Here is a 26,617-nt window from a genome sequence, read left to right as displayed (position 1 = left end):
CTCGCCATGCCCAACGCCCATCCCACCATCGTCATCGAGCGGTGCAACGAAGCCCATATCGACGGCCTGACGGCGCTGTACAGCGAACCCAGTGTGGCGGCCCAGACCCTGCAACTGCCTTATCAGTCCCGCGAGTTGTGGCGCAAGCGCGTCGGGCTGGGGCAGGAAAACGAGGGGCTGGTGGCCCTGGTTGCCCTGCACCAGGGTGCGGTGATCGGCAGTTGCAGCCTGCTGCAGGTGGCGCGGGTGCGCCGGGCCCATTGCGCCGATATCGGCATGGGCGTATCCCCGGCCTGGCAACGCCAGGGCATCGGCAGCCGCCTGCTGGCGGCCGTGCTGGAGGTGGCCGACAACTGGATGAACCTGCGCCGTGTGGAGTTGACGGTGTATGCCGACAACCAGGCCGCCATTGGCCTGTACCGCAAGTTCGGCTTCGAAACCGAAGGCCAGCTGCGCGACTACGCCGTACGCGACGGCGGTTATGTCGATGTGCTGAGCATGGCGCGCTTGCGTCGTTGAGACCGGGTTCGTGTAGCCGCTGCCGCAGGCTCGGGCCGCGTTCGGACGATCGGCTCCGCAGCAGAGGCAGGGATCCTGTGGCCGCCCGAGGTTCGGCAGGCGATCGCCATGCAAGGCCCTGCGGGCCTTGACGTTCACTCCAGCAAAGCGAAATCCACCGCCGCCCGGGCATGCAATTCGGTGGTGTCCAACAGGGGCAGGGCGCTGTGCTCGGGCTTGAGCAGCAGGCCGATTTCCGTGCAGCCGAGGATGATCGCCTCGGCACCACGGGCCTGGAGCCCGTCGATCACGTGTTGGTACAGCCGCCGCGAGCTCTCGCTGACAACGCCCACGCACAGCTCCTCATAGATGATGCGGTGCACCGCCTGGCGCTGCGCTGCATCGGGCACCAGCACCTTCAGGCCCTGGTCTTCCAGGCGGCCTTTGAGGAACGCCTGCTCCATGGTGAAGGCTGTGCCCAGCAGCCCCACGCTCAGGGTGCCGGCTGCCTGGGCGGCCTGCACCACGGGGTCGGCAATATGCACAAAGGGCACTCCAATGGCGGCCTCTATCTGCCCGGCGACCTTGTGCATGGTGTTGGTGCAGAGCACCACGCATTCGGCGCCGCCGGCTTCCAGGCGCCGGGCTGCCTCCACCAGGATCGCCGCCGCGTCGTCCCAGCGCCCGGCATGCTGGGCCTGTTCGACAGGCCCGAAGTCGACGCTGTACATTAACAGCCGCGCTGAACGCAGCGGCCCCAGTCGATCGCGAACCTGCTGATTGATCAGGCGATAGTATTCGGCGCTGGACTCCCAGCTCATGCCGCCGATCAGGCCGATGGTGCGCATGGGCAACTCCTCTGTGGTGCGGTTGGGTAAGCCTCAGTTTCACGCCGCCACGGGTGGCGATCTATCAGGAAATTTCACATGCCCCAGGTGCTCGAACATCGCCTGCTGGACGGCCGCCTGCTGCTGCAACTGCTGCCGGCCGCGGCCTACAGCGCCCGCGATCCGGCCCAGTGGCAGACCATGGGGGTGACCCTGGAACGCCAGCGCGGGGTGCATGCCATCGACTCCGACCGCCGCGAGGATTTCGATACCTGGCCCGGCACCCTGGCCCTGACGCCCGCAGGCATTGAGGTGTTTTCCGAATCCGCCATGGGCGGCGAATACCTGCTGCTGCGCTGGCAGGGCGCGCCGCCGCTGGTTCCTGGCCAGCGCCGGATGCAGAGCCCGGGGCATGCCCGCGCCCTGGCCCTGGGGCGCGAAGCCAGGCGCCTGCTGCTGGCGCCCGAGGCCGATGAGCTGGCCCTGGAGCAATGCGCGCTGGCGTTTCTGGGGCTGGCCCAGCCCGGGCGGGCAGCGCCAGCCCCGGCCCCGGAGCTGGGGCAGGTGCTGCAACAGATGGCCGATGAATACGCCCGGCCCCTGTCACTGGCGCAACTGGCCCTGACCTACGGCCACAACGAACTGCGCCTGCTGCGCGACTTTCGTCGTGCTGTAGGCATCACGCCCCATGCCTGGATCACCGAGGTGCGGCTGCAAGCGGCCCGGCGGCGGCTGGAGCACACGGACCTGCCCCTGGCGGCGGTTGCCCAGGACTGTGGTTTTGCCCATCAGTCCCACCTGGGCAGCGCCTTGCGCCAAGCCACCGGCCTGACGCCGCGTCAGTACCGGCTGCAGTTTCAGCGCCGAGCGGCGGATACTGCGCTGTAGATTTTGCCTGGTAATGCCTTGCCAGTGATCGTCGCCAGCGGCCCGCAGGATCATCATCGGTGGGCGCAGCTACAGGGCTCGGCGAGCCGGCGGGCAAACAACTCAACGCCCGACACCGGCATCTGCCATGCTCAGGGCCGGCGACCTGCTGTTCTCAAAGGTCGAAGCCAGGGACACAGCACAATGGACGATATCCAGCAACTGGGCGAGATGCTGCGCCACTACGCGGCCAGTGAAGCCCACAAGAAGCAGCTGTTCGACAGCCAGTCGGTGGTCTGGGCGCGTCGCATTCATCAATTGTTCGGGCAGATCGAAGACTGGCTGGCGCCGGTATTGCTGCCGGACCTGCTGGCGTTGCAGCGCGAGCCCTATGTGGCCTTCAGCCCGGCGGTGCCGCTGGAGGTCTCGACCTTCAAGAGCGAGAAGCTGACCATCCATATCGCCGGCAAACCGGTGGAGTTCGTGCCGGATGTGATGGGCCCCCAAGGGCAGATTTCCCTGGCGGTGATTGGCCTGACTGCGGCGCGGCTGGGCAGCGTGTCCCTGGTCGGCGAGGCTTCGGGCGGCTGGCAATGGCGCAAGACCAATGGCTTGAAGGACCCTGACGTCTTTGCCTTTGACGGCAATTTCCTCGCCGCTCAGTTGCAGAGCCTGATCCCCCGCGAGCGCGCCTGACCCGGCCAATACCCCCACTGTAGGAGCTGGCTTGCCAGCGAAAGCGATGCCCGGGATTGCGCGAGGCGTGCTGGCCCCTTCGCCGGCAAGCCGGCTCCTACAGGGGATTGCTGGCGCTGGCTTGCCAGCCAAAGCGCTCTACATATCCAGGTTGATCCAACCCGGCTTGGCTTCCTCCGGCGCCACGGCGTTGATTTTCTTGCCCGTGGCCAGCTCCACCCGGCGGGCTACGTCGGGGTCGTCGGCGAAGGGGATCAGGCTGGCGTCGTCCAGGCTCTTGGCACTCTGGTGACGCAGGCAGTACTCGATGCAGAGGTAGAGAAACGCCACCCCCAGCAGGTTGAGCAGTATATCCATGGGTTTTCAGGCTCCCTGAAACGCAACACGCCGGCCACGGGGGCCGGCGTGGGGCAGGTGGGTCAGGCGATCCGGGCGTCGCTCAGCGCCAGGCGCTCATCGGCAACGCGCACGGTGCGCCATGTGTTGTAGGCCATCAGCAGCATGCCGCTGAGGAAGAACACGCCGCCGGCGAAACGCACCACGAACCCCGGATGGCTGGCCACCAGGGCCTCGACGAAGGAGTAGGTGAGGGTGCCGTCTTCGTTCACCGCGCGCCACATCAGGCCCTGGGTGATGCCATTGACCCACATCGAGGCGATGTACAGCACGGTGCCGATGGTGGCGAGCCAGAAGTGCAGGTTGATCAGCGGCACGCTGTACATCTGCTCGCGGCCGAAGACCTTGGGCACCATGTGGTAGATGGCCCCGAAGGTGATCATCGCCACCCAGCCCAGGGCACCGGCGTGTACGTGGCCGATGGTCCAGTCGGTGTAGTGGGACAGGGCGTTGACGGTCTTGATCGCCATCATCGGGCCCTCGAAGGTGGACATGCCGTAGAACGCCAGGGACAGCACCAAGAAGCGCAGGATCGGGTCGGTGCGCAGCTTATGCCAGGCCCCGGAGAGGGTCATCATGCCGTTGATCATGCCGCCCCAGCTCGGGGCCAGGAGGATCAGCGACATGGCCATGCCCAGGGACTGGGCCCAGTCCGGCAGCGCGGTGTAGTGCAGGTGGTGCGGGCCGGCCCAGATGTACAGGGTGATCAGCGCCCAGAAGTGCACGATGGACAGGCGATAGGAGTACACCGGGCGCCCGACTTGCTTGGGCACGAAGTAGTACATCATCCCGAGAAAGCCCGTGGTCAGGAAAAAGCCTACGGCGTTGTGCCCGTACCACCACTGGACCATCGCGTCGGTGGCCCCGGAATACACCGGGTAGGACTTGAACCAGTCCACCGGGATCGACAGGTGGTTGACCACGTGGAGCATGGCGATCACCAGGATGAAGGCGCCGAAGAACCAGTTGCCGACGTAGATGTGCTGGCTCTTGCGCCGCACCACGGTGGTGAAGAACACAATCGCGTAGGCGACCCAGACCACCGCCATCCACACCGCGCCGGCGAATTCGATCTCGGCGTATTCCTTGGTGGTGGTGTAGCCCAGGGGCAGGGTGATCAGCATGATCACGATCACCGACTGCCAGCCCCAGAAGGTGAAGGCGGCCAGGGTGTCGGAGTACAGCCGCACCTGGCAGGTGCGCTGGACCGCGTAGTAGCTGGCGGCGAACTGCGCGCTGCCGGCGAAACCGAAGATCACCAGGCTGGTGTGCAGCGGCCGCAGCCGGCCGAAGGTGCTCCAGGGCAGGTCGAGGTTCATCTCCGGCCACACCAGCTGCGAGGCAATCCACACCCCCATGGCCATGCCGATCACGCCCCATACCACTGTTGCGACGACGAATTGGCGAACCACCTTGTAGTTGTAGGCCTGTCCGATTGTTGCTGAGTTCATGGTCAATGCTTCCACGGTTGCAAAGTCTTGCCAGGCCACCCGGTCTGGCACGGGGTGCACTGTAGGAATCAGCGGGGAAACAAAACAGGCTCAGAAAAACCACATTAATACGGATCAGATTTTCCTCATGCCTACGGTGGTGCAGCCTTGGCTGATATGGTTTTTTAGTTTTTACCTGAATCTGTAACGCTCTGCGCCGTACGCGCATAGTCGCCCCCTCACAACACGCGCCGTTTAGAGCACGATCAGCTTCGATGAGGTAGGGACATGTATCAGTACGACGACTATGACCGGGCCCTGGTGCTTGAGCGGGTGGCGCAGTTTCGCGACCAGGTCGAGCGCTTCATGGGCGGCCAACTGAGCGAGGAGGAGTTCCTGCCCCTGCGCCTGCAGAACGGCCTGTATATGCAGAAGCACGCCTACATGCTGCGGGTGGCGATTCCCTACGGCACCCTCAGCGCCCGGCAGATGCGTACCCTGGCCAGCATCGCCCGGGACTTCGACCGCGGCTACGGCCACTTCACCACCCGGCAGAACCTGCAGTTCAACTGGATCGAGCTGGCCCAGGTGCCGGACATCCTGCAGCGCCTGGCCGAAGTGGAGATGCACGCCATCCAGACTTCCGGCAACTGTGTGCGCAACATCACCACCGAAGCCTTTGCCGGGGTGGCCGGCGACGAATACCTGGACCCGCGCCCCCTGGCGGAGATCCTGCGCCAGTGGTCCACCATCAACCCGGAATTCCTGTTCCTGCCGCGCAAGTTCAAGATCGCCATCTGCTCGGCCAAGCAGGACCGCGCGGCGATCATGATGCATGACATCGGCCTCTATCTTTACCGTGCCCGCAACGGCGAGATGCTCCTGCGGGTGATAGTCGGCGGCGGCCTGGGGCGCACGCCGATCCTCGGCCTGCAGATCCGCGACGGGCTGCCCTGGCAGCACTTGCTGTCCTATGTCGAAGCGGTGCTGCGGGTCTACAACCGCTACGGCCGGCGGGACAACAAGTACAAGGCGCGGATCAAGATCCTGGTCAAGGCCCTGGGCATCGAGGCCTTCGCCAGGGAAGTGGAGGAGGAGTGGCAGCACCTCAGGGACGGCCCGGCGCAGCTCACCGAGGACGAATTCCAGCGGGTGGCCAGCGCCTTTGTGCCGCCGATCTACGAGCGCCTGGCGGACACCGACCTGGAGTACGGCAGCCACCTGGCCGAGTCCCCGGCCTTCGCCCGCTGGGTGGCGCGCAACGTGCACCCGCACAAGGTGCCGGGCTACACCTGCGTGGTGCTGTCGACCAAGCCGGGCCCGGCCTCGCCACCCGGTGACGTCACCGGCCAGCAGATGGAAGCGGTGGCCGACTGGTCCGAGGACTACGGCTTTGGCGAGATCCGCATTGCCCACGAACAGAACATCGTCCTGCCGGATGTGCCCAAGTCGCGCCTGTTCGAGCTTTGGCAGCGGGCCTGCGAGCATGGCCTGGGGACCGCCAACGCCGGGTTGCTGACCGATATCATCGCCTGCCCGGGCGGTGACTTCTGCGCCTTGGCCAACGCCCGTTCGATCCCCATTACCCTGGCCATCCAGCAGCGTTTCGACGACCTGGACTACCTCCACGACCTGGGGGACATCAGCCTGAACATTTCCGGCTGCATGAACGCCTGCGGCCATCACCACATCGGCAATATCGGCATCCTCGGCGTCGACAAGAACGGCAGCGAGTGGTTCCAGGTCACCCTGGGCGGGGCCAAGGGCCGTGACAGCGCCCTGGGCAAGGTGATCGGCCCGTCCTTCAGCGCCGAGGAAATCCCCGAGGTGATCGAACGCATCATCGCCACCTTCGTACGCTACCGGGAAAGCGACGAACCCTTCGTCGAGACCCTGCAGCGCATCGGCCTGGAGCCGTTCAAGGAGCGGGTCTATCCCAAGGCCGTGGAGGCGCTGGCATGAACAACCTGCTGCGTTTGCACGAAGGCGAAGCCCAACGGGTGGAAGACGATGCCTGGAGCCTGGTGCGCGGGGTCGACGACGCATTGCCGGACGGGCCGCTGATTCTGCCCCTGGCCCTGTGGCTGATGCGCCGCATCGAGCATCACCCGGCCCGGGACGGCGTATGGATAGGCCCGGATGACGAAGTGGAAAGCCTCAAGCCCTGGCTCAAGCTGATCCCGCTGATCGCCGTGGACTTCCCCAGCTTTCGTGATGGCCGGGGTTACAGCCAGGCCTACCTGCTGCGTACCCGCCTGGGCTGGATGGGCGAATTGCGAGCGATTGGCGATGTGCTGCGCGACCAGTTGAGCCATATGCGCCAATGCGGCTTCGACAGCTTTGCCGTGCGTGAAGACAAATGCGCGCTGGACGCACTCAAAGGGTTGGCGGGGATGAGCGTGCTGTATGGCCGCTCGGTGATCGAGCCGCGGCCGCTGTTTCGTCGGCGCTGAAGGTGGCGCGCGGTTGCGCTGGTTAATGTAATTTCTGGAATAAATAGTCGTTTAAAATCAATATATTAAAGTTGATAGTTGATCCTGTTTGATTGGTTTTAGGAAGGCTCGGGTAACCGAGCCCTCCTTGCCACCCCGCCTATTGCAACGCCGGGTCCCCGGGGTTGAGCTGCTTCCATTGCTGCATCAGTGCCTGGGCCTTGGGTTCCTGGCCGCTCTCCAGGTAGTACTGGATCAGGCTCAGGCGCGCATTGCGCTGGGTCGGCTGGCGCTGCAGCAGGGCTTGCAACTGACGGTTGGCAGCGTCCTGCTGGCCACTGTCGTGCAGGGCCACTGCCAGCACATAGGCGTACTGAGCATTCTGCGGTTCCAGCTCGACGGCCTTTTTCATGGCGGCCATGGCCCGGGCAGTGTCGCCCCCACGAATCAGGCTCAGGCCCCGGGTGTGCTGCAGCAGCGCCGACTCCGGGTGCTGTTGCAGGGCCTGGGCCAGCAGTTGCTGCGCCTCCTGGCTGCGGCCATTGGCTTCCAGCCACTGCCCCAGGGTCACCAGGGCCGGGAAGAAGTCGCTGTCGCGGCGCAAGGCTGCGCGCAGGTAGGGTTCGACCTCGGCACCGCGCCCGCTGGCCTGGTAGAGCATGGCCAGGTTGAGGTTGGCTTCGGCCCGCTCCACGAGGCTCAACTGCACCGCTTCATATTCGCCAAGGGCTTTGTCCCAGGCCCCTTGAGCCGGGCCCAGGCCACTGCGCGCGGCGCCCAGCAGATCGCGAGCCGCGGTGATCCGCACGGCCTTGACCGGGTCTTGCAGCAGGGGCACCAGCAGCGGGCCACGTTCGGCTGGCGGCACCAGGGCGCTGGTGGCTCGCACCGCGCTTTCGCGCACCTGGGGGTCCGCATGCCCGAGGGCCTGGGTAGCCAGTTGCAGTGCCTGGGCACTGGGATAGTTGGCCAGCTCGGCCAGCAGGGTGGCACGCCGGATCGGTGGCAGATCGCTGCGCTGCAGTTGTTCCTGCAACGCCTGGGCTGCCCCTGGGTGGCCGCCGCGGATCAACCACAGGCTGTCGTCGTAGCGCGGTGGCTGGGGTGGGCTGTTGGCGGTCCATAACCGGAACTGCCGGCTGATGCGTTCGCCGGCCTGTTGCCCCTGGTGGCAGCCCAGGCAGGCATCGGCCGTGCCAAGCTTCTGCGCCCGCAGCGGGTTGGGCAGGCTGAAGCTGTGGTCATGGCGATAGTCATTGCCCATGTAGACCTTGCCCGGCATATGGCAGTCCACGCATTGCGCACCGGGCTGGCCGGGGGTGTGCCGGTGATGGTCGGGGGAATCGTAATCCTTGGCCTGCAACCCGCGTCCGTCGATGCCGGCTGCCGCGCTCTTGCCGGCGGGGTTGTGGCATTGCAGGCATACGGCGTTGCCCGGGGCCTTGAGCTGGGTGCTGTGGGGGTTGTGGCAATTGCTGCAGCGCACCCCCTTGTCGAACATCTTGCTCTGGGCGAAGGAGCCGTATTCGAACACCTCGTCCTTGATCTTGCCGTCCAGGGTGTACAGCTCCCGGGTCAGGGCGCTGGGCAGGTAGTCATCCATCAGGCGCTGGCCGACGTGGTAGCCGTCGCCCAGGGGCGCGCGCCGGCCGTGGCAGCGGGCGCAGGTCTCGATCTCCTGGGTGGCGCTTGCGGCCTTGAGGTCCACGGCGAAGCCGGCGTTGGCCAGGGTGGCCTTGCTGGCCGTGGCCTGCAGGTGGTTGGAGGCCGGGCCGTGACAGGCCTGGCAGCCAACGCCGAGGCTGTTCCAGCGGCTGTCGAAGCGCTCCTGGCTGGCGCTGAAATTACGCTGGTAGCCGGTGGTGTGGCATTCCACACACATGAAGTTGGCGTTCTGGCTGGGCTTGCTCCAGTGCAGCGGGTTCTTGAAGTTAACGCCCTGGCCCGGATACAGGTGGAACCACTGCTGCTTGCGGGTATCCCAGGCCACGCCCAGGGCTTGCAGGCGTCCCTGGCCGACCTCGATCAGGTATTGCTGCAAGGGCTCGATGCCGAAGGTGTAGGCCACCTTGAAGTCCGCGGGCCTGCCGTCGGCGCCGGGGGTGTTGACCCAGAACTCGGTCCCGCGGCGAAACAACCGGGTGCTTTCGCCTTCGGCCTTGAAACGCTGTTCATTGAAATTGCCCAGCACCGTCTGCGGGTTGGCCTCCTGCATCGCCAGTTGATGGTGCGAGCCTTGCCAGTCCCTGGCCTGGGCCTGGTGGCAGCCCTGGCAGGCCTGTTCATCGACGTACTGGGCGGCCGGTAGCGCCGGCACGGCCTTGGGCTGGGCGGGGGGCGGGGCCGCAGCCACCTGCGGCGCCGCCAGCCGGGGCGGTTCGGCCAGCAGGAACCAGACGAGCCCGCCGAGCACCAGCAGCAACAGCAGGGCGCCGAAGGGGAACAGGTAGCGGTGGGGCGAAGGTGCAGTTGAAGCAGGGGGTGTCGAGCGTGGGTTATTCTTCTTCGGCTTGGGCATTGCGACGTCCGTATCCAGAATGCGGTGCCTTGATCGGCACTCTCAGGCTCGATGGAGCTTTGACGGCAGCTGCCGGTCTGTCAAATCCGGGCTGTGAATCAGCCCGCAAGCCGTGACAAACAACCCGCGCCGGCGGGGCAAAGCGCCGGCTTTTGGCTATACCTTAATTTCCCCTAGCCAGTCCCTGGCTGCTGCACCTACAGGAGTTACACATGAAGCTTGCTCTGACCCTCAGCACGCTGTGCCTTGCCACCCTCGGGATGGTGGGCTGTTCCAGCAAAGTGCCCCAGCCTGACGAGTACTCCGGGTTTCTCAGCGACTACAGCCAGCTCAAGGAAGCCAAGTCGCCCTCCGGCGTGGAGGTGATGCGCTGGATCGATCCCAAGCTCAAGCTGAGCAACTACAGCAGCGTGTACATCGAACCGACCCAGTTCTACCCGCAGCCGCAGCCGACGGCGAAGATCCCCCAGAGCACCCTGACCGCCATCACCCGTTACTACGACCAGGCACTGCAGCGCGAGGTGAGCAAATCCCTGCCACTGGCCACCGGCCCGGGCCCGGGGGTGATCGTGGTGCGCGCGGCGATTACCGCAGTCACCAGCAAGACCGAGGGCCTGAAGCCCTATGAAATCATTCCCGTGGCCCTGGTGGCGGCGGCGGTGAGCACCGCCAGTGGCATCCGCGACCAGGAAACCACCCTGGCCACCGAGGCGGCGTTCCTGGATGGCAGCACCCACGCGGTGATTGCCGAAGTGGTTCGCAAAGGCACCGGCAAGCCCCTGGAAAACGACACCCAGGTGATGCAGGCCAGCGACGTGAAGAACGTCATCGACGGCTGGGCCTATGACATGCACCAGTCCTACCTGCAACTGAAGAAAAAGTGACCGACCGTTGATGGCCGCGGCATCTTGAAAGGTGCCGCGGCCATCGTTCGGTTTCAGTACTGGCTGCGCGCCAGTTTGTTGTAGTGGTAGAGCATCTGGTCGTAACCCTGGGTCACTGCGTGGTAGTCGTCGCTCAGGCGTTGCGGCTCGGCATGTTGCTGCCAGTCGCGGTGCAGGGTGTCCAGCGCCTTGAGGTACTGTTCGCCGGGCTGGGCGATCAGTTGCCAGAGGTACAGCACCTGCTCGGTGTTCTTGTCCGGCTGGCCTGTTTTCAGGTACTGCTGCCGAGCGTCCCAGGTCTGGCGCAACTGCCGGGTGACCTGCGCCAGTTGGTCCGGGGTCAGGCTTTGCTGGCGTACGCCTGCCTCGACAAACTCCACGGTGCTGCGGGCCTGGATCATGTAATCGAGCAATGCCCAGTGGGCATTGCGCCCCAGGCGCTGCTCCAGGCGCAGCAGTTGCTGGCTGCGCGGTTCGATATCCAGGGCCGGGAGCAACCGGCGCACGGCGTTGGAAGCTTCCAGGTAAGCCTCGCTCTGTTGCGCCAGTTGGCGGGCAAACTCATCCAGTTGCGCCTCGGTCAGGGGCCGCCCGATGCCCATTTTGCGCATGAAGGAATCCTTGGTCAGGGCCGCGAAGGGCCCGAGCACTTGCAGATAGCGCACGGTGGCGCGGAGCAAAGGGCTGTCCGGGGCCAGGACCTGCAACTTGTCGGTGATCCTGCCGGGGCAGTTGAGGCGGTACAGCGCGTCGATGTCCTGGTGGCTGTAGGCATACAGGTCGTAGGCTTCGGGCGCCTTGGCCCGGGGCGCACCCTCGGCCATGAAGGCCTGGTGGGCCAGGCGCCAGGGTACATCCACCTGGTTCATGCAATTGACGATCGGCGCCAGGGCATTGGCCTGGGCGGTGCTCGGGCTGTCCTGGTGGTCCAGCCACAGGTCGAGGCGCCCCAGGGGCTTGCTGGCCCCGGCCAGGCCGACCAGCGTCAACCCCAGAACCAGGCCGATGGGCAGCAACCAATTGGGGTTCATGGCTGCCTCTCCTGGCCGTACCACTGGCGGGCGGTGGCCGGGGCCGTGCAGCCCTCGGCATTGGCGGGCATGCGCGCGCACAGGCGTTCGCTCCATTGCTGCAGGCCCTGGTTGGGGTTGAGCGTGCGCTGGCTGGTGATCAGCTGGAGGCTGCCCAGGCCTGCCACCAGCACCATGCAGCCCAGGCCGATCAACAGCCGCCGGCGCCAGGGAGCGGGTTTTTCCCAGGAAGCCTGGGCCTTGAGTTCGCGGCGCCGCAGGCTCGCCACCCCCAGCAGCACGGCCAGGTAAGTGGCGGCGCTGACCGGGCCGCAGAAATATCCCAGGGCACCGCTGATCAGCAGGGCCGGCAGCAGGTCGCGCAGGACCAGCACCTCACGGTCCGGGTCGAGCCAGTGCGGCAGACGTGCGCCGAGTGCCTGGTCGCGTACCCAGAGGCGGTGAGCCAGAGGCTGCCAGAGCCACCCCAGCAGGGCCCCGGCGCCGGCAAAACAGGTGCTCCAGAACAGTGTCACGCCGATGATTTCCCCCAGGCTGCCGGCTTGCGGCGCATAGCGGGCCACGGCCCCCGCCAGGCAGGCGAGGACAATGCCCAGGTACATGGGCCAGGCGTTGAAGGCGAACTCCCAGTCGCGCCAGAAGAACGGCGTGCCGCCGGGCATGCCGGCCGATACCTCGGGGTGATTGGCGTGCAGCCGCGAGCTCAGTTGGCGGCAGCAGGCCCAGTCATCGGGGCGCAGGCGCCGGGCGAAGTTGCGCCGGCGGGTGAAACTGATGGGCGCCAGCAGCAGGTAGGCGGCGCGCTGTTGCGGGCTGGCCGGCGCCTGGGTGGCCAGGGCCTGCTGGCGGGCAATGAATACCGGTGCTTCGTCACGGGCTTTGAGGCGCTCCCATTCCAGCGCCGGACACGAGTTGTCCGCACCGTTGTGCCAGCCCTGGCCGGCACACACCGCGGCGAACCCCGGGCTGGACCAGTAGGGGCTGTTGAGCAGCAGCTCCACCAGTTGCAGGTTGAACCACTGGCCCTGGTCCAGGCTGTTCAGCCAGGGCTGCTGCTGGCGTTGCGCGTAGGCCTGGAGCAGAGCCTGGTCGTCGCGCTGGGCCAGGGCGTCCTGCAGGGGCTGCAAGAGCTTTTCCTGGCACTGTTCCAGCAATGCATCGATCAGGTACTCCGGCAGTTCCAGGCGCTGCCAGGCGCTGAGCCAGTGGAACGTGGCAAAGGCCCAGGCCAGCAGCTGTTGCGACTGGTCCGGGCGTTCCACGCAGTGGCGCAACAGGCCCAGCTCGAACTCCAGCAGGCAGTCGCTCTGGATCGCCTGCTGATAGCGCAGGTCCAGTTGCTCGATGCGGATGCCCTCCAGCAAGGGGGCGACTCGCTGCGCCGGCGACAGCGGCTTTGGGCCCTGCGGCGCCTGCCCGGCCAGCGGCATCGGGTCTTCGTCCGAATGTGGATCCTGCTCCTGCATGCCCAACCACCGGGCTTGCTCCAGCGCCGATTCATAGGCTTCGCGCAGGCGCTGGAACGCCACCGGGTCTTCATCCGGGCGGGTCTGCTTGAGCAGCCTGGCGTAGTGGCGTTTGATGGTGCGGGTATCGGCGGTGGCCGGCAGGCCGAGCAGGGTCCAGCAACTCATTGGGCGGTACGACTCCATGAAAGACCGCCGCGCCCGGGCAGTGGCGCGCTGAAACTGCGCACCCTACCGGTTTCCTGAAAAAAAGTCCCAGGCCGCATGCAACGGCCCGGGATGGGCGCTTCAGCTCACTGGCCGACGAACCAGCGGTAGTAGGGGTTGCCGCCATCCACCTGGAGCAGTTCGCGGATCTCCCGGGCCCAGGCTTCGCGGTCGCCCTCATAGGCGTGCAGGCTGGCGCGGTAGAACTGCATCAGGTTGCGGCTTTCCTGGTTCATCCGCTGGCGAAACTCGGGGCTGACATTCACCAGCACCGGTGGATGGCGCAGGTTCAGCAGCTCCGGCAGAACCCGGTTGATCTCCCGTGGCCGCACCCAGGGTGCGTACTCGATGCGCGGCCGGTCATCGGTGACCGCCGGGGCATCGCCGGCAAAGCGCTGCAGGCCGTCGCGGTCGCTGACCCAGGTGGCCAGCAGCGCCTGGGCGGAATTGACCCCGACTTCCCCCAGGGCGCTGCGCACGCTGTCCTGGGCAAAGCGCCGCTCGATCCTGGCCGCATCCAGCTCGATGGGGTCCGGGGAACCCACCAGCAGCATCTCGTGGAACTCGCTGGTCCACAGGGTGGCGTAGGGGAAGACCTCGAGGAAGCTCTGCACCAGGGCGCGGGAGTCTTCGGTGTTCTGGGTCGGCAGGGGCAGCCACTGGGCCACCAGGCCCTGGGTGTTGAGGCGCCGCGCGGCCAGTTGGTAGAAGTCCCGGGAGTACAGGTTGACCACCCCGGCAGCGGAGGGCGGCGGCGGTTCCAGGGTGATCAGGTCATAGTTCTGCGGGCTGCGCAGCAGTTCCTGGCGCCCGTCCTGCAGGCGGATCTGAATGCCCGGGTCGCTGGCGGCATTGAAGTTGCCCTGGAACAGCGGCGCGGCTTCCAGTACCGCCGGTAGCAATTCCGCCACCACCCGCTGTTCCAGCCCCGGGTAGCGCAGCAGGGCCCCGGCGGTGATCCCGGTGCCGAAGCCGATCACCAGCGCCGAGCGCGGCTCGCCGTTGTGGATCAGCAGCGGCAGCAGGGCCTGGATGCGCATGTAGCGCAGTGACGGCATGGCATCGCCGGTGTTCGACACGCCCTGGATATACAGGCGATGGAAGCGCCGCTCGGGCTGGCCCTGGGTCACCACCGCCACCGTGGCGCCGCGGCCTTCCTGGTAGAAACTCAGTTCGGCGTGGCGGGCCCCGGGCAGGAGTTGCGCCAGGCGCTGGGGCGGGGTCAGCAGGGCCACGGCCAGGGACAGCAGCCCCAGGGCAACCACCCCCTGGCGCCGGCCCTTGTTCACCCCGGGGCCCTGGCGCACGGCAAGCAGGCCCACCAGCGCTGCGATCAGCGCCAGCAGCCCCAGGGTGCGCACCAGCCCCAGCCAGGGGATCAGCACGAAGCCGCACAGGGCCACGCCAATGATCCCGCCCAGGGTGTTGCAGGCCAGCACGGCGCCAACGTCGCGGCCCACTGCGCGGCCGTCACAGCACAGGCGCAGGGCCAGGGGGAAGGCCGCCCCCAGCAGCAGGGTGGGCACGAACACGATGCACAGCGCGGCCACGGCAAAGCGCCCGCTCATGCCCAGCAGCGGGCTGCCCCCCAGGCTGAGGATGAGGGCTTCGACCTGGGTCTGGGCGAGGATCAGCCAGCGCCCCAGCAGCGCCATTTCCAGCAGGGCCAGCAGCCCGGCACCGGCAATCAGCAGGCCGAACAGGCCCCAGGGGTCACGTACCCGGTCGGCCCGCGGGGCCATCAGGCTACTGCCCAGGAACAGCCCGCCCAGGTAGGTGGCCAGGACTACCGCAAAGGCGTAGGTGCGGGTGCTCATGAACGGCACGATGGACTGCGACCAGACCACCTCGTAGCCCAGGGCCACGCCGCCGGCGAGGCTGTACAGCAGCAGGGCCAGGCGTGCCGGCCGCGGGTTGCGGGCCAGCTTTGCCGGCGCGCTGGCGGGCAGGGCCTGCTGTTGTTGCAGGGCCAGGGCACCGAGGGCCGCCAGCAGGTTCAGCAGCGCGGCGGCCAGGGCGCTGCCGCGCACGCCGAGGGTGGCAATCAGCACAAAGGCGCTGAGCAGGGTGCCGGCAATTGCCCCGGCGGTGTTGGCTGCGTACAGCCTGCCACCGGCGCGGCCCAGTTGCCCCGGGTCGGCCGCCAGGGCTCGCACCAGCACCGGCAGGGTGCCGCCCATCAGCACCGCCGGGGCGCCCACCAGCAGCAGTGGCAGGCCCCAGGCCAGCAGGCCCAGGTGCAGGGCCAGTTCAGCGAAGGGTGCGGCGGCGCCGGCCAGGGCCAGGGTCGCGCCCACGGCCGTCAGCGCCACCAGCAATTCCAGCAGCGCGTACAGGCGCCAGGGATTGGCCACCCGGTCGGCCAGGCGGCCGAACAGCCAGCCGCCCAGGGCCAGCCCGGCGAAGAAGGCGCTGATACCAGTGGTGATGGCATAGACCTCGACCCCCACCACCAGGGACAGTTGCTTGATCCACAGCACCTGGAAGATCAGCGCCGCAGCGCCGGAGACAAATAACAGCAGTGCCGGAAACCACTGCGCGCGGGTATCGAGGCTGTGGCTGGCAAGGTGTGGCCGCGAGAGGGGAGAACTCATGTTCCATGGCCTTATGCAGAAATCGAAATGCCCTACGGATGGGCAGGTGCCGGAGTCCCGGCGAATGCGGACTCAAGCGTAGTACAAGACTGGCGGACGTCTTCGTCGGCAAGCCGACTCCTACAGGGAATATGCGTACCCGCCCGTAGGAGCTGGCTTGCCAGCGAAGGCGTTGGCGAGGATGACGCAGGGCTTGCGGGCCTCTTCGTCGGCAAGCCGACGCCTGCTGTGTGGGGGGAGAGGCCGCCCGGTGGGCCGGGCGGCGTCGGGTCATTGGGCCGGTTGAGCCTTCATTTTCTCGGCGATCTTGGCATCCACCGCGGCGCGGATCTGGTCGATGCTGAAGCTCGCCGGTTTCTGGCTCGGTGGGTATTCGATGAAGGTCTCGAGGAACTTCGCCGACTTGGTCACCGCCACCCCGGCCAGGTAGACGTTCTTGGTGTTCCAGTCATAGAACTGGTCGGACACCACGTCCGCCCGCTCGTAGGGGTCCATCCGCAAGTTGAGGATCTTCGGCACCCGCAGGCATACGAACGGCTCGCTCCAGACCCTGAACCCGCCGGGCTGGCGCTGTTCGCAGAACACCACTTTCCAGTTGTCGAAGCGCATCGACACCAGCACCCCGTCATCGTTGAAGTAGTAGAACTCGTGGCGTTCCCCCTTGGGCTGCTGGCCGGTCAGGTAGGGCAACTGGTTGAAGCCGTCCAGGTGCACCTTGAAGCTGGCGCCACCAGTGGTGGGGGCCCAGCCCTTGAGCAGCTTGTCCTTGACCCCGCTGTCGCCGGCCGCCGCCAGCAGGGTGGGGAACCAGTCGAGCCCCGAGAACATCTCGTTGGAGACTTCCCCGGCCTTGACCTTGCCCGGCCAGCGAACCATCGCCGGCACCCGGTAGGCGCCTTCCCAGTTGGAGTTCTTCTCGTTGCGAAATGGCGTGGTCGCTGCATCCGGCCAGGAGAACTGGTTGGGCCCGTTGTCGGTGGTGTAGACGACGATGGTGTTGTCGGCAATCTTCAGGTCGTCGAGGGTCTTGAGCAGTTTGCCCACATCGTTGTCGTGCTCGACCATGCCGTCGGCGTATTCGTTGCCGGGCATGCCGCTCTGGCCCGCCATGGACTCGCGCACATGGGTGAACACGTGCATGCGCGTGGTGTTCATCCAGACGAAGAACGGCTTGTCGGCCTTGGCCTGCTTCTCGATGAAGGCCTGGGCGGCGGCGGTGGTTTCGTCGTCGATGGTCTCCATGCGTTTCTTGGTCAGGGCGCCGGTGTCCTCGATCTTGCCGTCGGCAAAACTGTGGATCACCCCGCGTGGTGAGTTGGCCTTGACGAAGTCCGGGTCGTCCTTGGGCCAGTAGGGGCGCTCGGGCTCCTCTTCGGCGTTGAGGTGGTAGAGGTTGCCGAAGAACTCGTCGAAACCGTGGGCGGTGGGCAGGTACTCATCCCGGTCGCCCAGGTGGTTCTTGCCGAACTGGCCGGTGGCGTAGCCCTGGGACTTCAGCGCCTGGGCGATGGTGATGTCGCGTTTTTGCAGGCCCACCGGGGCCCCGGGGATGCCCACCTTGGACAGCCCGGTGCGCAGCGGCGTCTGCCCGGTAATAAAGGAAGAGCGCCCGGCGGTGCAGCTGTTCTCCGCGTAGTAGTCGGTGAACAGCATGCCTTCCTTGGCGATGCGGTCGATGTTCGGTGTCTTGTAGCCGACCACGCCCATGGAATAGGCGCTGATATTGGTCTGGCCGATATCGTCGCCGAAGATCACCAGGATATTGGGTTTCTCTGCCGCCCCGGCAGTTGCCGAGAACGCCATCACCGCGGTCGCCACCAGGGCGGCCTTGGGTAGCCACTTGCGTATGCGAGTCATCTGACTTGCTCCTTTTTCGGGTTCGCTCGCCTGGGGCGAGCCACGTTGAGTGCTGTCCTGCCTTGCGTCTGTTGTTGCTTCTCCTGTGGTCATTGCGCTTGCTCGGGTGCCAGGGGCTCGAAGGGGTAGATCCGCCGCCATTCGGCGGCCATGTCCACCAGCGTCCAGCCGTGCTGCTGTGCTTGATCCAGGGCCTGGTCCAGGCGCCCGACCTGGGACTTGCGGTCGTAGGCCCACTCGCGCGCTGCGTCGGTGTGGTGCACCAGGGCCATGAACCGCTTGCCACTGCCGGCGGCGGTCCACTGCAGCATCTGCAGGTCGCCGTCGGAGTTGCCGAAGGCCAGCAGCGGGCGCCGGCCGATGATCCCGTCGATGCTTTCCGGCTTGCCCGGGCCGTCGTCGTTGTGGGCCAGCTTGGCGGTGCGCAGGATCGACGGCTGGCCGTCCTGGAACTGCCACTGGGTGACGAAGTTGCTGCCGATCACCTGTTCCGGCGGGATGCCGTAGGCGCTTTCGGCGAAGGCGCGCATGAAGGCGGTGTCGCCGCCGGAGACGATGTAGGTCTTGAAATCCTGGCTGCGCAGGTAGTCGAGCATTTCCAGCATGGGCTGGTAGATCATCTGGTTGAACGGCCGCCCGGTCTTCGGGTGGCGGGCCTCGGCCAGCCAGCGCCGGGCATTGTCGATAAAGGCCTCGCTGCTGATGCCGGTATGGGTGGCGCCGATGATCTGCAGCAGGCCGTGCATGCCGCTGGCGGCCAGGGCCTGGTGATCACCTTCGAGCACGGCCTGGAACGGCTGGCGGGTCTTCCACTCGGGGTGCTGGGGCGCCAGGCGCTTGATTTCGTCGAAGGCGAACAGCACCTCGAAATAGGCCGGCTGCTCGCTCCACAGGGTGCCGTCGTTGTCGAACACGGCAATGCGCTCGGCGGGTTTCACGTAGTCCGGGCTGCCCTGGGTGGTCACCGCCTGGACGAAGGCGAGAATGCCCTGCTTGCTCGGGCCGTCCTTCCACGAGGGCAAGGGGTCGCTATTGGCCTGGGCCAGCAGCGGGGCGGCCAGCAACAGCAGCAGGAGGGGCAGGTGGCGCACGCGCCAGGGGGCTGGAAGTGTCATGGGAAATCCTTCTCGTGACGGGGGTTGAGGGGGCGCAGGCCGTGGCCTTGAGAAGGGGCTTGCGGCGTACCTTCGGCGTGCAGCGCCGGCAACGCCTGGCGCAGTTGCTCCAGCGCCGCACCGGCGTGGGGCGCCGGGCCATAGCAGGCCTGCAGCAGGGCGCGCAGGCGCGGGCCCAGGCTGGCCAGATCGAGGCGGCCGCTGCTGCGCCGACACCACAGGTACAGGGCACCCAGTTGCGGCGGCTGCTGCTTGAGCTGGCCCGGCACCTGTTCCCAGGCCCAGGCGGCGGAGCGCTCCCAGGCGGCCTGGCGGGCGGCCCGCCAGTGTTGCCAGGCCTGCTGCCCGCGTTGCCACCAGGGGCGGCCCAGGTACAGCGCCACAACGCCCAGCGCCAGCAGCAGGGCCAGGCCGACCAGGTACTGGGAAATGCGCCAGGGGTTTTGCCGGCCCAGGGCCTGGAGATCGTCGCGGATGGAAAACACCGGTTGATAGCGGCTGGCGGCCGTGGCCTCGAAACTCAAGGCCGGCAACTCGCTGACCTGGGCCCGATGCGCCTGGCTGTTCCACCATTTGATCCGCAGCGCCGGCAGTTGGTAGTGCCCGGGGCGCTGGATCCTGTAACTCAGGCGATCGATGCGCTGGCCACCGCTGATATGCCCGCGACCGTCATCCAGGTTGCTGATGCGCGGGGCCACCGGGTAGGCCTCCAGGCCGGCCACGGCGGCCGTTTGCGGCGGCGGCAGGGACAACCCCGGCGGGCCGTCGGCCTGCAGGGTCAGTTCGCGGACCAGGGTGTCGCCCACCGCCGCTGGTGTCGTGGACAAGCGCAGGGTCTGCGTCAGGCGCAGATCATCGGCCACCAGCACCGTTTCCCCCGGGGCGAAGCCCGGCGGCTGGCTGGCGCTGAAGGCCAGGGGCGGGGTCTGCGCCGACTGTTCGGCGCTGGCCTGGGCCGGGGTGGCGCGCACCACTAGGGGCGGGATCTGGAACGAGCTGGCCTGTTGCGGGGTGATCCGGTAGCGGTAGCGCATGCCGAAGAACGGCTGCCCGTCGAGGGTCTGGTTCAAGTGCTCGGCTTCGCCGTCGGGTGCCAGCACCAGGGCCCCGGGCAGTTGCAGCTCCGGCAGGGTCGCGGCCTGGGTGAACCAGGTATTGGTCAGCACATCGACCTGCAACTGCAGGGTTTGCCCGACCATCACCGAGGTATCGGGCTGCAACTGGGCCTGCACCCGCAACTGCGGCTCTGCCGCCAGCGCCTGCCAGCCCCAGAGCATCAGCCCAAGCGCCATTGCCCACAGCCCTCTCAGCGCTACAGGGTTCATGGCGTCACCTGCGGCGTGGTGTTGTCGAGGTCCTGCAGGCTGAACTTCTGCCGCAGGAACGCCGCCGGGGAGGTGCTGAGGTTCTGCAGCCAAAGCTCGTCGCTGGCGGCCTGCTGGGTCTCGACCTTCTTGCTCTGGCCCTTGCCCGCAGGCTTGTCGAACCTGATGGCATCGGGCTTGACCTCGGGGGCGTTCTGCTGCGCGCTCTCGGTGTCTTTTTTCAGCGCCTGGGCCAGGGCCAGGTTGGCACTGGCCTCGGCAAACCGGGGCTGCAACTTCAGGGCTTGCTGATAGGCGGCGATGGCCTCGTCGAACTTGAAGCGCCGCACATGGATATTGCCCAGGTAGAAATACGCCGCGGCGCTGTCCAGGCGGGCGAAGCTGGCCAGGGCCAGATCGAAGTCCGCCGCTTTATAAGCCGCGATGCCTTTCCAGTAGGGGTCGGTGAACAGCGCGGCGGCGGCCGGGTAGTGGCCTTGTTCGAAGGCCCAGCGGCCTTGCTGGTCGGCGCTGAAGAAGGCGTCGGCCAAGGTATTGGCCCGGGCCGTCGGCGCTTGCAGGCTCAAGCCCAGGCCCAGCAGCAGGGCACCCAGCCAGTTCAGGCTCCAGCCGCGGCGCACGCAGCAGAACGCCAACAGCAGCAGTGGCCAGCACAGCCAGTAGCCGGCGTCTTTCCATTGCAGTTGCCGGTCGGGGGCGCTGGCCGCGGTGAAATGCTGCTGGGCATGCAACTGCACCCAGTCCAGGTCGTCGTCATTCAGGGTCAGGCTGCCCAGGGGCGCGTCGCTGGCGGCGGCCAGTTGCTTGAGCGCGGCGCTGTCGAAACGCCCCAGTTGCGGGCGGCCGTCACTGTTGGTGAGCGGCTGGCCGTTGGCGTCGCGGATGATCCCGCCGTCGCTGCTGCCGGCCGCGAGGATCAGTACCTGCAAGGGGCTGCCGGCCAGTTGCTGTTTGATCGCCGCCAATTGCGAGGTGTCGGCGCCGTCGCTGATCAGCAGCAGGCTGCCGGGGCTGTGCTCGGCCTGGAGCAGGCGCTGGGCTTGCCGGATCACCCCCAGCACATCCTTGCCCGGGCGCTGGATCAGCTCGCTGCCCAGGGCCTGGATGAAGCTGTCGAGCAAGGCCGGGTCGTCGCTGGCCGGCAGTACCAGGTGGGCGCTGCCGGCGTAGGCGATCAGCCCGGTGCGGGCGCCACGGCGTTGCTGCACCAGTTGCTGCAACTTGTGCTTGGCGGCCTCCAGGCGGCTGGGCGGCAGGTCGCTGGCGTTCATCGAGGGGGACAGGTCGAGGGCGATGATCAGCGGTGCGCGGTTGTGCAGGAAATCCGGGCGGTCCTGTTCCCAGGTGGGGCCGGCAGCGGCCAGGGCGCCCAGCACCAGCAGCGCGCTGAGCAGATGCACCGGCCGCAGGCGCTGGGAGTCCTGCGGGGTGACCAGCAGGTGCGTCAGCAGGTGTGGGGCAATGGTGCCCCGCAGGCGGGCCTGCAGGTCATGCCGGCGCTGCCAGAGCCAGGGCAGCAAGCCCCCGGGAATGATCAGCAGCAGCCACAGTGGGCGCAGGAGGTGCAGGTCGCTGAGGTTGAGCTGCATTTCAGGCCTCCTGCGGCGGGCGAACCCGGTTCGGGCGCAGGCGCGGCGCCAGCCAGGCCAGCAGGTGATACAGCACCAGCAGGCCCAAGGCAGCGCCCAAGGGCCAATGGAACAAATCGCGCTTGGGCTGGTGGCGCAGGGTCTGCACTTGATGGGGGGTGAGGCGGTCGAGGGTGGCGTAGACCTGGTCCAGGGCGCTGCGATCCTCGGCGCGGAAGTAGCGGCCACCGGTGGTCCGGGCGATCTGCTCCAGGGCCGACAGGTCGACCTTGGCTTCACCTTCGGCGCTGGGGTCCCCGATGCCGATGGTATGGATCACTACGCCTCTGGCTGCGGCCATGGCGGCGGCGTGTTGTGGGGTGATGGCGCTGCTGGTGTCGTTGCCGTCGGTGAGCAGGATCAGCACTTTTTCTGGTTCATTGGCCTGTTCCAGCAGCTTGAGCGCCAGGCCGATGGCGTCGCCAATCGCGGTGTTGGGCCCGGCCATGCCGATCCCGCTGTCTTCGAGCAGCAGGCTCAGGCTGGCGTGGTCCAGGGTCAGGGGCGCCTGGGCAAAGGCGCCGCTGCCGAACACGATCAGCCCCAGGCGATCGTCCTTGCGCCGCTGGATAAAGCCCTGGACCACTTCTTTCACTGCGCTCAGACGGTCGATCCGCTGGCCGTTGGCGTCGTTGAAATCCTGGGTCTGCATCGATTGCGAGAGGTCGATGGCGAGCATCAGGTCGCGTACCGGCCGCTGCTGTTCGAGGGGAGGCTCGACCCACACCGGCCGCGCCACCGCCAGCACCAGCAGGGCCCAGACCAGCAGGTTGAGCAGCAACTGCCCGCGGTTGCGGCGGCTGCCGGACGGTTGCGGCGCCTGGCCGACCGCGCGGCTCATGGCGGCGAAGAACGGCACCCGCACCGCGCTGCGGGCCTCGCGGTAGACGGGCAGCCAGCGGTAGCCGAACCAGGGCAGCGGCAGCAGGAGCAACAGCCAGGGAGAGTCAAACTGCCACATGATGCTGCTCCACCCAGGTGCGGCACTGCTCGAACAACTGTTGTTGCTGTGCGGGCGACAGGGCCTGCAATTGCGCCTGGGGAGCGTAGGCCAGCAGGGCCAGTTGCTGGCTGAAATCATCGGGCAGCGGTAGCGGGCAATGCTGTTGCAGAAAGGCCTGCCAATCCGCCCCTCGCAGCGCCGCCACCCCCCGCGGGCCTGCAGGCGCTGGCTTGCCCGCGAAAGCGCGGGTGGCTGTGGCAAAGGCTTCCCCGGCAGGTCGGCGCCCACGGGATGCGTGGGGGGCAGGGGGCATGGACAGGGCCACGCGCTTGAGCAGTTCGGGCAAGGCGCGCAGGGCATGGATGCGCTCGTTGCTGGCTTGCAGCCGGGTCAGTTGCGCCAGCGCTTCGCGCCGATAGGCATCCCGGCGCCAGCGCCAGTAGCGCCGGGCGCCCCAGGCCAGGGCGCCGAGCAGCAGCAGGGCCAGCAGCACGGCCCAGCCCCAGGTCTGCGGCAGGTAGGCGGGCGGTGGTGGCAGGGGCATTTCCTGCAACTGGTCGATGCTGGGGAGGGTCGGGTTCATCGCCGCGGCGCTCCCAGCCTGCCCAGCTCGCTGCGCAGTTGTCCCAGGGCCTCCTGGGCCGTGCTGAACATCATCAGCGGCACCTGGCTGCGGCGCAGCAGGCTGGCCACGTCCTTGAGCCGGCCACTGAGGAAGTCCCCCAGGGGCCGGTGCACCTGGCGCTGCTCCACCGCCAGTTCCACTTGCAGTTGGCCCTGGGTCACCAGCAGCCGGCCGTTGTGCGGCAGTTCCAGGGCCAGGGGGTCGTAGACCTGCAGGGCGATCACGTCGTTGTGCCGGGCCAGTTGGCGCAGGTACTGCAGGGTGCGCGGGCTGGTGCCGGCGAAGTCGCTGACGATACAGACCAGGTGGTCGTGGGCGGCGAGGTTCAGGCATTGCTGCAGCACCCGGTCCAACTGCGCGTCGCCCTCATGGTCGGGGTTGCCGGCGTGCAGTTGCTGGTTGTGCTGGACGATCCGGCTGCACAGGGCTTCCACGCGCTTGCGGCTACGCAGCGGGGCGAGGCTGTCGATGCCCTGGTCGTTGAACACCAGGCCGCCGACCCGGTCACCGGCCTGGAACACCATCCACGCCGCCAGCGCCGCCAGTTCTGCGGCCAGGGCCGACTTGAAGGCCCGCCGCGAGCCGAAGAACATCGACATGCGCTGGTCCACCAGGATCAGTGCCGGGCGGTCGCGCTCTTCGGTGAAGGTACGCACCACCGCCTTGCCGGTGCGCAAGGTGGCGCGCCAGTCCAGGTGACGCAGATCGTCGCCGGGCTGGTAGCGGCGCAGTTCGTCGAAGTTCAGGCCGCGCCCGCGCAGGCGCGAGGCGTGGTTGCCGGCGAGGATGCTGGCTTGTGGCTGGCGGGCGACAAAGCTCAGGGAACGGGCCTGGAACTCCAGGGCCATCAGCTGGCTCAGGGCGACATAGACCTGCCCGTCGGCTTCGTGCAGTGGCGTTGCCATGGCGGTTCTCCTCAGGCCGGGATGGCCACGCTGTCCAGCAGCAGGTCCAGCACCTGATCGGCGCCGACGCCGTCGGCCACCGCGTCGTAGCTCAGTTGCAGGCGGTGGCGCAGCACCGGGTGCAGCACCCTGCGCACGTTGTCCGGGCTGACGAAATCCTCGCCCTGCAGCCAGGCATCGGCGCGGGCGCAGCGGTCCAGGCCGATGCCGCCCCGGGGGCTGGCGCCGATGGCGATCCAGCGCCCCAGGTCCGGGTGATAGTCGGCGGGGTGGCGGGTGGCGTTGACCAGGTCGATCAGGTAGCGGTCGATGGCCGGGGCCACGGCCACCGCGCCGACTTCGCGGCGGGCATCGAAGATCACCTGCTGGGACAAGGCAAAGCCCGGCACCCCGGGCGTGGCGCTGCCCAGGGCCTGTTCCTCGGCGCGCAGCAGGCGCAGCACCTGGCTTTCGTCCTCGGGCTGGGGGTAGTCCAGCAGCACCTTCATCAGGAAGCGGTCCATCTGCGCTTCCGGCAGGGGGTAGGTGCCTTCCTGCTCGATGGGGTTCTGGGTCGCCAGGACGATGAACAGCTCGGGCAGGGCATGGCTGGTGCCGGCCACAGTGATCTGCCGTTCCTCCATGGCTTCCAGCAGCGCTGCCTGGACCTTGGCCGGAGCGCGGTTGATCTCGTCCGCCAGGATCAGGTTGCCGAACAGCGGCCCGGGCTGGAAGCGGATCTGGTTCTGCCCCTGTTCCTGGTGCAGCACTTCGGCGCCGGTGATGTCCGAGGGCAGCAGGTCGGGGGTGAACTGGATGCGCCGCATGCTGGCCTCCAGGTGCCGGGCCAGGGCCTTGACCGTGCGGGTCTTGGCCAGCCCGGGCAGGCTTTCCAGCAGCAGGTGGCCGTTGCCCAGCAGGCCGATGACGATCTGCCGGATCACCGCTTCCTGGCCCAGCACCGCTTCGCTGATGCTGGCTTGCAGGGCCTGTATATCGTTACGTGCGCTCATGCTCGGTTCCTTGTGCATAGCCATTACCAGGGGGCCGCCACGACCACGTAGCGCAGGCTGCCGCCGATGTATTGCGGCTGGTACCAGGTGTTGCCGCAGTGTTGGTAGGCCACGCCGCTGGCCACCACCGAAACGCAGTCCGGCGGCACGCTGTCGACCTGGGTGCCGATGGCGAATGCCGCGGCGGTGGTGGCGCCGACCACCGCCGCTGCGGCCCAGGGGTGGTACCAGTCATCGCCGTGATCGGGGGGTGGTGGCGGTGGCCCGGGCGGCCCCGGATAAGGCTGGGGCCCTGGCCCTGGATAGGGGTGTGGCTCAGGGCCCGGGCCGGGATAAGGATGCGGGCCGGGCCCTGGTCCTGGCCCGGGATGGGGCTGCGGATAGGGATGGGGCTCGGGATGCGGCGCCGGTTGCGGTGGCTGGGGCATGGGGTGCGGCATCGGCCGCGGCTGGGGCATGGGCCTCGGCGCCGGGCCGCCCCCACCGTGGGGCACGACGAAGGTGCGGGCACCGCCGCCGCCACCGCGCAATTGCCAGGCCTGGGCCGCGGACACTTGCAGCAGGCCAAGGGTCAGGACGCTGCACAGCAACCAGTGATTGCGCTTCATGGCTGTACCTCCCCTTGTGCTGCGCTGCGCTCCAGGCGCCGCAATGGCACCTGCGTGGCGCCGGCCGGGGGCTTGAAGGCGAAGCTTGCGGCACTTGGCGCCGGCTTGAGTTGCCAGCGGTAGTCGACACTGTGGCGCGGCTGCTCGGGGCTGTCGCGGCGGCTGATGACCAGGCGGCAGGGCAAGGGCCGGGGCCCTTCGCGCAGCCACAGCTGCCAGTCGATGTCGCTCTGGCGGAAGGCGTAGTGGGCGCAACGCTGGTCGCCCAGGGTCTCGCTGGCGATGTACAGCGCCGACGTCAGGCCGACCTTCTGCGCGGTGTCGGCGTCCCAGCGGAACAGGTCCGCCAGGGGCAGTTCGATGCCGTAGCTGTCGCTCAGGCGCTGTACCAGAGCGTCGATGCTGGCGGGCGCCGGGGCTCGGGCATAGTAGGGGCCGCGGCTGTCGTAGAGGGTGAAGGCTTCGCCGTCGTAGTACAGGCTGCGCCGCGCGCCCTGGCTTTCGACACTGACCCGCAGCCTGTCGGGCCGCTGGGCCAGCAGTTCGGTGTGGTGGCGAAATTCCACGGCCTGGCCGCTTTCCAGCAACTGGTCGGTGACGCTGTCGGCCTGGATCGCGAACTGGCGCAGGCTGCGCAGGTAGCTGCCCATCTGCTGCAGGGCGCCGAGGGCACGAGGTTCCAGCTCATCGGCGGCGTACAGCGGGGCACCGGCCCAGAGCAGGCCGAGCAGGGCGGCCAGCACAGCAGAGAATCGGGCACGGTCGGACATGGC

Annotated in this window: 23 protein-coding genes; 6 read left to right on the top strand and 17 right to left on the bottom strand. The window is 67.4% G+C overall.

Annotation, left to right across the window (positions count from 1 at the left end):
- The first annotated feature begins 6 nt into the window (after window positions 1-6).
- On the top strand, window positions 7-519 hold the full coding sequence (locus BM382_RS04315) for a GNAT family N-acetyltransferase (RefSeq protein ID WP_011061120.1): 513 nt from the start codon (window positions 7-9) through the stop codon (window positions 517-519).
- Window positions 520-653: 134 nt separating this feature from the next.
- Here the strand turns inward: BM382_RS04315 and BM382_RS04310 are convergent, their stop codons facing one another.
- Complete coding sequence (locus BM382_RS04310; RefSeq protein ID WP_011061121.1) at window positions 654-1,346, bottom strand: aspartate/glutamate racemase family protein; 693 nt, start codon at window positions 1,344-1,346, stop codon at window positions 654-656.
- 78 nt (window positions 1,347-1,424) lie between these two features.
- Here BM382_RS04310 and BM382_RS04305 point away from each other — a divergent pair, with 78 nt between their 5' ends.
- Window positions 1,425-2,213: a helix-turn-helix domain-containing protein gene (locus BM382_RS04305; RefSeq protein ID WP_072441969.1), complete on the top strand. Its 789-nt coding sequence runs from the start codon at window positions 1,425-1,427 to the stop codon at window positions 2,211-2,213.
- A 183-nt stretch (window positions 2,214-2,396) separates the two neighbouring features.
- Complete coding sequence (locus BM382_RS04300; protein WP_015635490.1) at window positions 2,397-2,888, top strand: SET domain-containing protein; 492 nt, start codon at window positions 2,397-2,399, stop codon at window positions 2,886-2,888.
- Between the two features lie 138 nt (window positions 2,889-3,026).
- On the opposite strand, the gene BM382_RS04295 is transcribed toward BM382_RS04300, so the two are convergent.
- Window positions 3,027-3,245, bottom strand: coding sequence for a hypothetical protein (locus tag BM382_RS04295; protein ID WP_011061124.1), 219 nt, complete (start codon window positions 3,243-3,245; stop codon window positions 3,027-3,029).
- Between the two features lie 62 nt (window positions 3,246-3,307).
- On the bottom strand, window positions 3,308-4,735 hold the full coding sequence (gene ccoN, locus BM382_RS04290; RefSeq protein ID WP_011061125.1) for a cytochrome-c oxidase, cbb3-type subunit I: 1,428 nt from the start codon (window positions 4,733-4,735) through the stop codon (window positions 3,308-3,310).
- Window positions 4,736-5,002: 267 nt separating this feature from the next.
- Here ccoN and BM382_RS04280 point away from each other — a divergent pair, with 267 nt between their 5' ends.
- Together BM382_RS04280 and BM382_RS04275 are read left to right on the top strand one after the other, a co-directional pair.
- Entirely contained in the window at window positions 5,003-6,676 is a 1,674-nt protein-coding gene (locus tag BM382_RS04280) for a nitrite/sulfite reductase (protein WP_019095208.1), read from the top strand.
- Window positions 6,673-7,167 carry a DUF934 domain-containing protein gene (locus tag BM382_RS04275; protein ID WP_011061127.1) on the top strand — a complete coding sequence of 165 codons (495 nt, stop codon included), beginning with the start codon at window positions 6,673-6,675 and terminating at the stop codon, window positions 7,165-7,167. Before BM382_RS04280 ends, BM382_RS04275 begins: the two co-directional genes overlap by 4 nt.
- 139 nt (window positions 7,168-7,306) lie before the next feature.
- On the opposite strand, the gene BM382_RS04270 is transcribed toward BM382_RS04275, so the two are convergent.
- Window positions 7,307-9,664 (bottom strand): tetratricopeptide repeat protein, encoded by a 2,358-nt coding sequence (locus BM382_RS04270; protein ID WP_072441967.1) that lies wholly within the window; start codon window positions 9,662-9,664, stop codon window positions 7,307-7,309.
- A 212-nt stretch (window positions 9,665-9,876) separates the two neighbouring features.
- Between BM382_RS04270 and BM382_RS04265 the strand changes: the two genes are divergently transcribed.
- Window positions 9,877-10,548: a DUF3313 domain-containing protein gene (locus BM382_RS04265; protein ID WP_011061129.1), complete on the top strand. Its 672-nt coding sequence runs from the start codon at window positions 9,877-9,879 to the stop codon at window positions 10,546-10,548.
- A 53-nt stretch (window positions 10,549-10,601) separates the two neighbouring features.
- On the opposite strand, the gene BM382_RS04260 is transcribed toward BM382_RS04265, so the two are convergent.
- The 13 genes from BM382_RS04260 to BM382_RS04200 form a co-directional block, all read right to left on the bottom strand.
- Window positions 10,602-11,579 (bottom strand): DUF3829 domain-containing protein, encoded by a 978-nt coding sequence (locus tag BM382_RS04260; protein WP_072441965.1) that lies wholly within the window; start codon window positions 11,577-11,579, stop codon window positions 10,602-10,604.
- Window positions 11,576-13,213 carry a molecular chaperone DnaJ gene (locus tag BM382_RS04255; RefSeq protein ID WP_072441963.1) on the bottom strand — a complete coding sequence of 546 codons (1,638 nt, stop codon included), beginning with the start codon at window positions 13,211-13,213 and terminating at the stop codon, window positions 11,576-11,578. Before BM382_RS04255 ends, BM382_RS04260 begins: the two co-directional genes overlap by 4 nt.
- Before the next feature lie 125 nt (window positions 13,214-13,338).
- Window positions 13,339-15,846, bottom strand: coding sequence for a fused MFS/spermidine synthase (locus BM382_RS04250; RefSeq protein WP_072441961.1), 2,508 nt, complete (start codon window positions 15,844-15,846; stop codon window positions 13,339-13,341).
- 270 nt (window positions 15,847-16,116) lie between these two features.
- Window positions 16,117-17,703, bottom strand: a complete 1,587-nt coding sequence (locus BM382_RS04245) for an arylsulfatase (protein ID WP_011061132.1) — start codon at window positions 17,701-17,703, stop codon at window positions 16,117-16,119.
- An 89-nt stretch (window positions 17,704-17,792) separates the two neighbouring features.
- Window positions 17,793-18,818, bottom strand: coding sequence for an HAD family hydrolase (locus tag BM382_RS04240; protein WP_072441959.1), 1,026 nt, complete (start codon window positions 18,816-18,818; stop codon window positions 17,793-17,795).
- A complete protein-coding gene (locus tag BM382_RS04235; RefSeq protein WP_072441957.1) occupies window positions 18,815-20,143 on the bottom strand; it encodes a BatD family protein in 1,329 nt (442 codons plus the stop codon). The genes BM382_RS04240 and BM382_RS04235 overlap by 4 nt, the downstream gene beginning before the upstream one ends.
- Window positions 20,140-21,732: a VWA domain-containing protein gene (locus BM382_RS04230; RefSeq protein ID WP_072441955.1), complete on the bottom strand. Its 1,593-nt coding sequence runs from the start codon at window positions 21,730-21,732 to the stop codon at window positions 20,140-20,142. Before BM382_RS04230 ends, BM382_RS04235 begins: the two co-directional genes overlap by 4 nt.
- Window position 21,733: 1 nt before the next feature.
- A complete protein-coding gene (locus BM382_RS04225) occupies window positions 21,734-22,732 on the bottom strand; it encodes a vWA domain-containing protein (protein ID WP_072441953.1) in 999 nt (332 codons plus the stop codon).
- On the bottom strand, window positions 22,719-23,297 hold the full coding sequence (locus BM382_RS04220) for a DUF4381 domain-containing protein (protein WP_072441951.1): 579 nt from the start codon (window positions 23,295-23,297) through the stop codon (window positions 22,719-22,721). The genes BM382_RS04225 and BM382_RS04220 overlap by 14 nt, the downstream gene beginning before the upstream one ends.
- Window positions 23,294-24,244, bottom strand: a complete 951-nt coding sequence (locus BM382_RS04215; RefSeq protein WP_019095215.1) for a DUF58 domain-containing protein — start codon at window positions 24,242-24,244, stop codon at window positions 23,294-23,296. Before BM382_RS04215 ends, BM382_RS04220 begins: the two co-directional genes overlap by 4 nt.
- Window positions 24,245-24,255: 11 nt before the next feature.
- Window positions 24,256-25,236 (bottom strand): AAA family ATPase, encoded by a 981-nt coding sequence (locus tag BM382_RS04210; RefSeq protein ID WP_072441949.1) that lies wholly within the window; start codon window positions 25,234-25,236, stop codon window positions 24,256-24,258.
- A gap of 23 nt (window positions 25,237-25,259) precedes the next feature.
- A complete protein-coding gene (locus BM382_RS31990; protein ID WP_175456897.1) occupies window positions 25,260-25,844 on the bottom strand; it encodes a hypothetical protein in 585 nt (194 codons plus the stop codon).
- Window positions 25,841-26,614 carry a DUF2092 domain-containing protein gene (locus BM382_RS04200; protein WP_019095218.1) on the bottom strand — a complete coding sequence of 258 codons (774 nt, stop codon included), beginning with the start codon at window positions 26,612-26,614 and terminating at the stop codon, window positions 25,841-25,843. Before BM382_RS04200 ends, BM382_RS31990 begins: the two co-directional genes overlap by 4 nt.
- Between the last annotated feature and the right edge of the window lie 3 nt (window positions 26,615-26,617).

Origin of the sequence: Pseudomonas sp. NFPP25 (assembly GCF_900116505.1) — a bacterium.
GTDB lineage: Bacteria > Pseudomonadota > Gammaproteobacteria > Pseudomonadales > Pseudomonadaceae > Aquipseudomonas > Aquipseudomonas protegens.
This window is presented reverse-complemented; position numbering and strand designations above follow the sequence as displayed.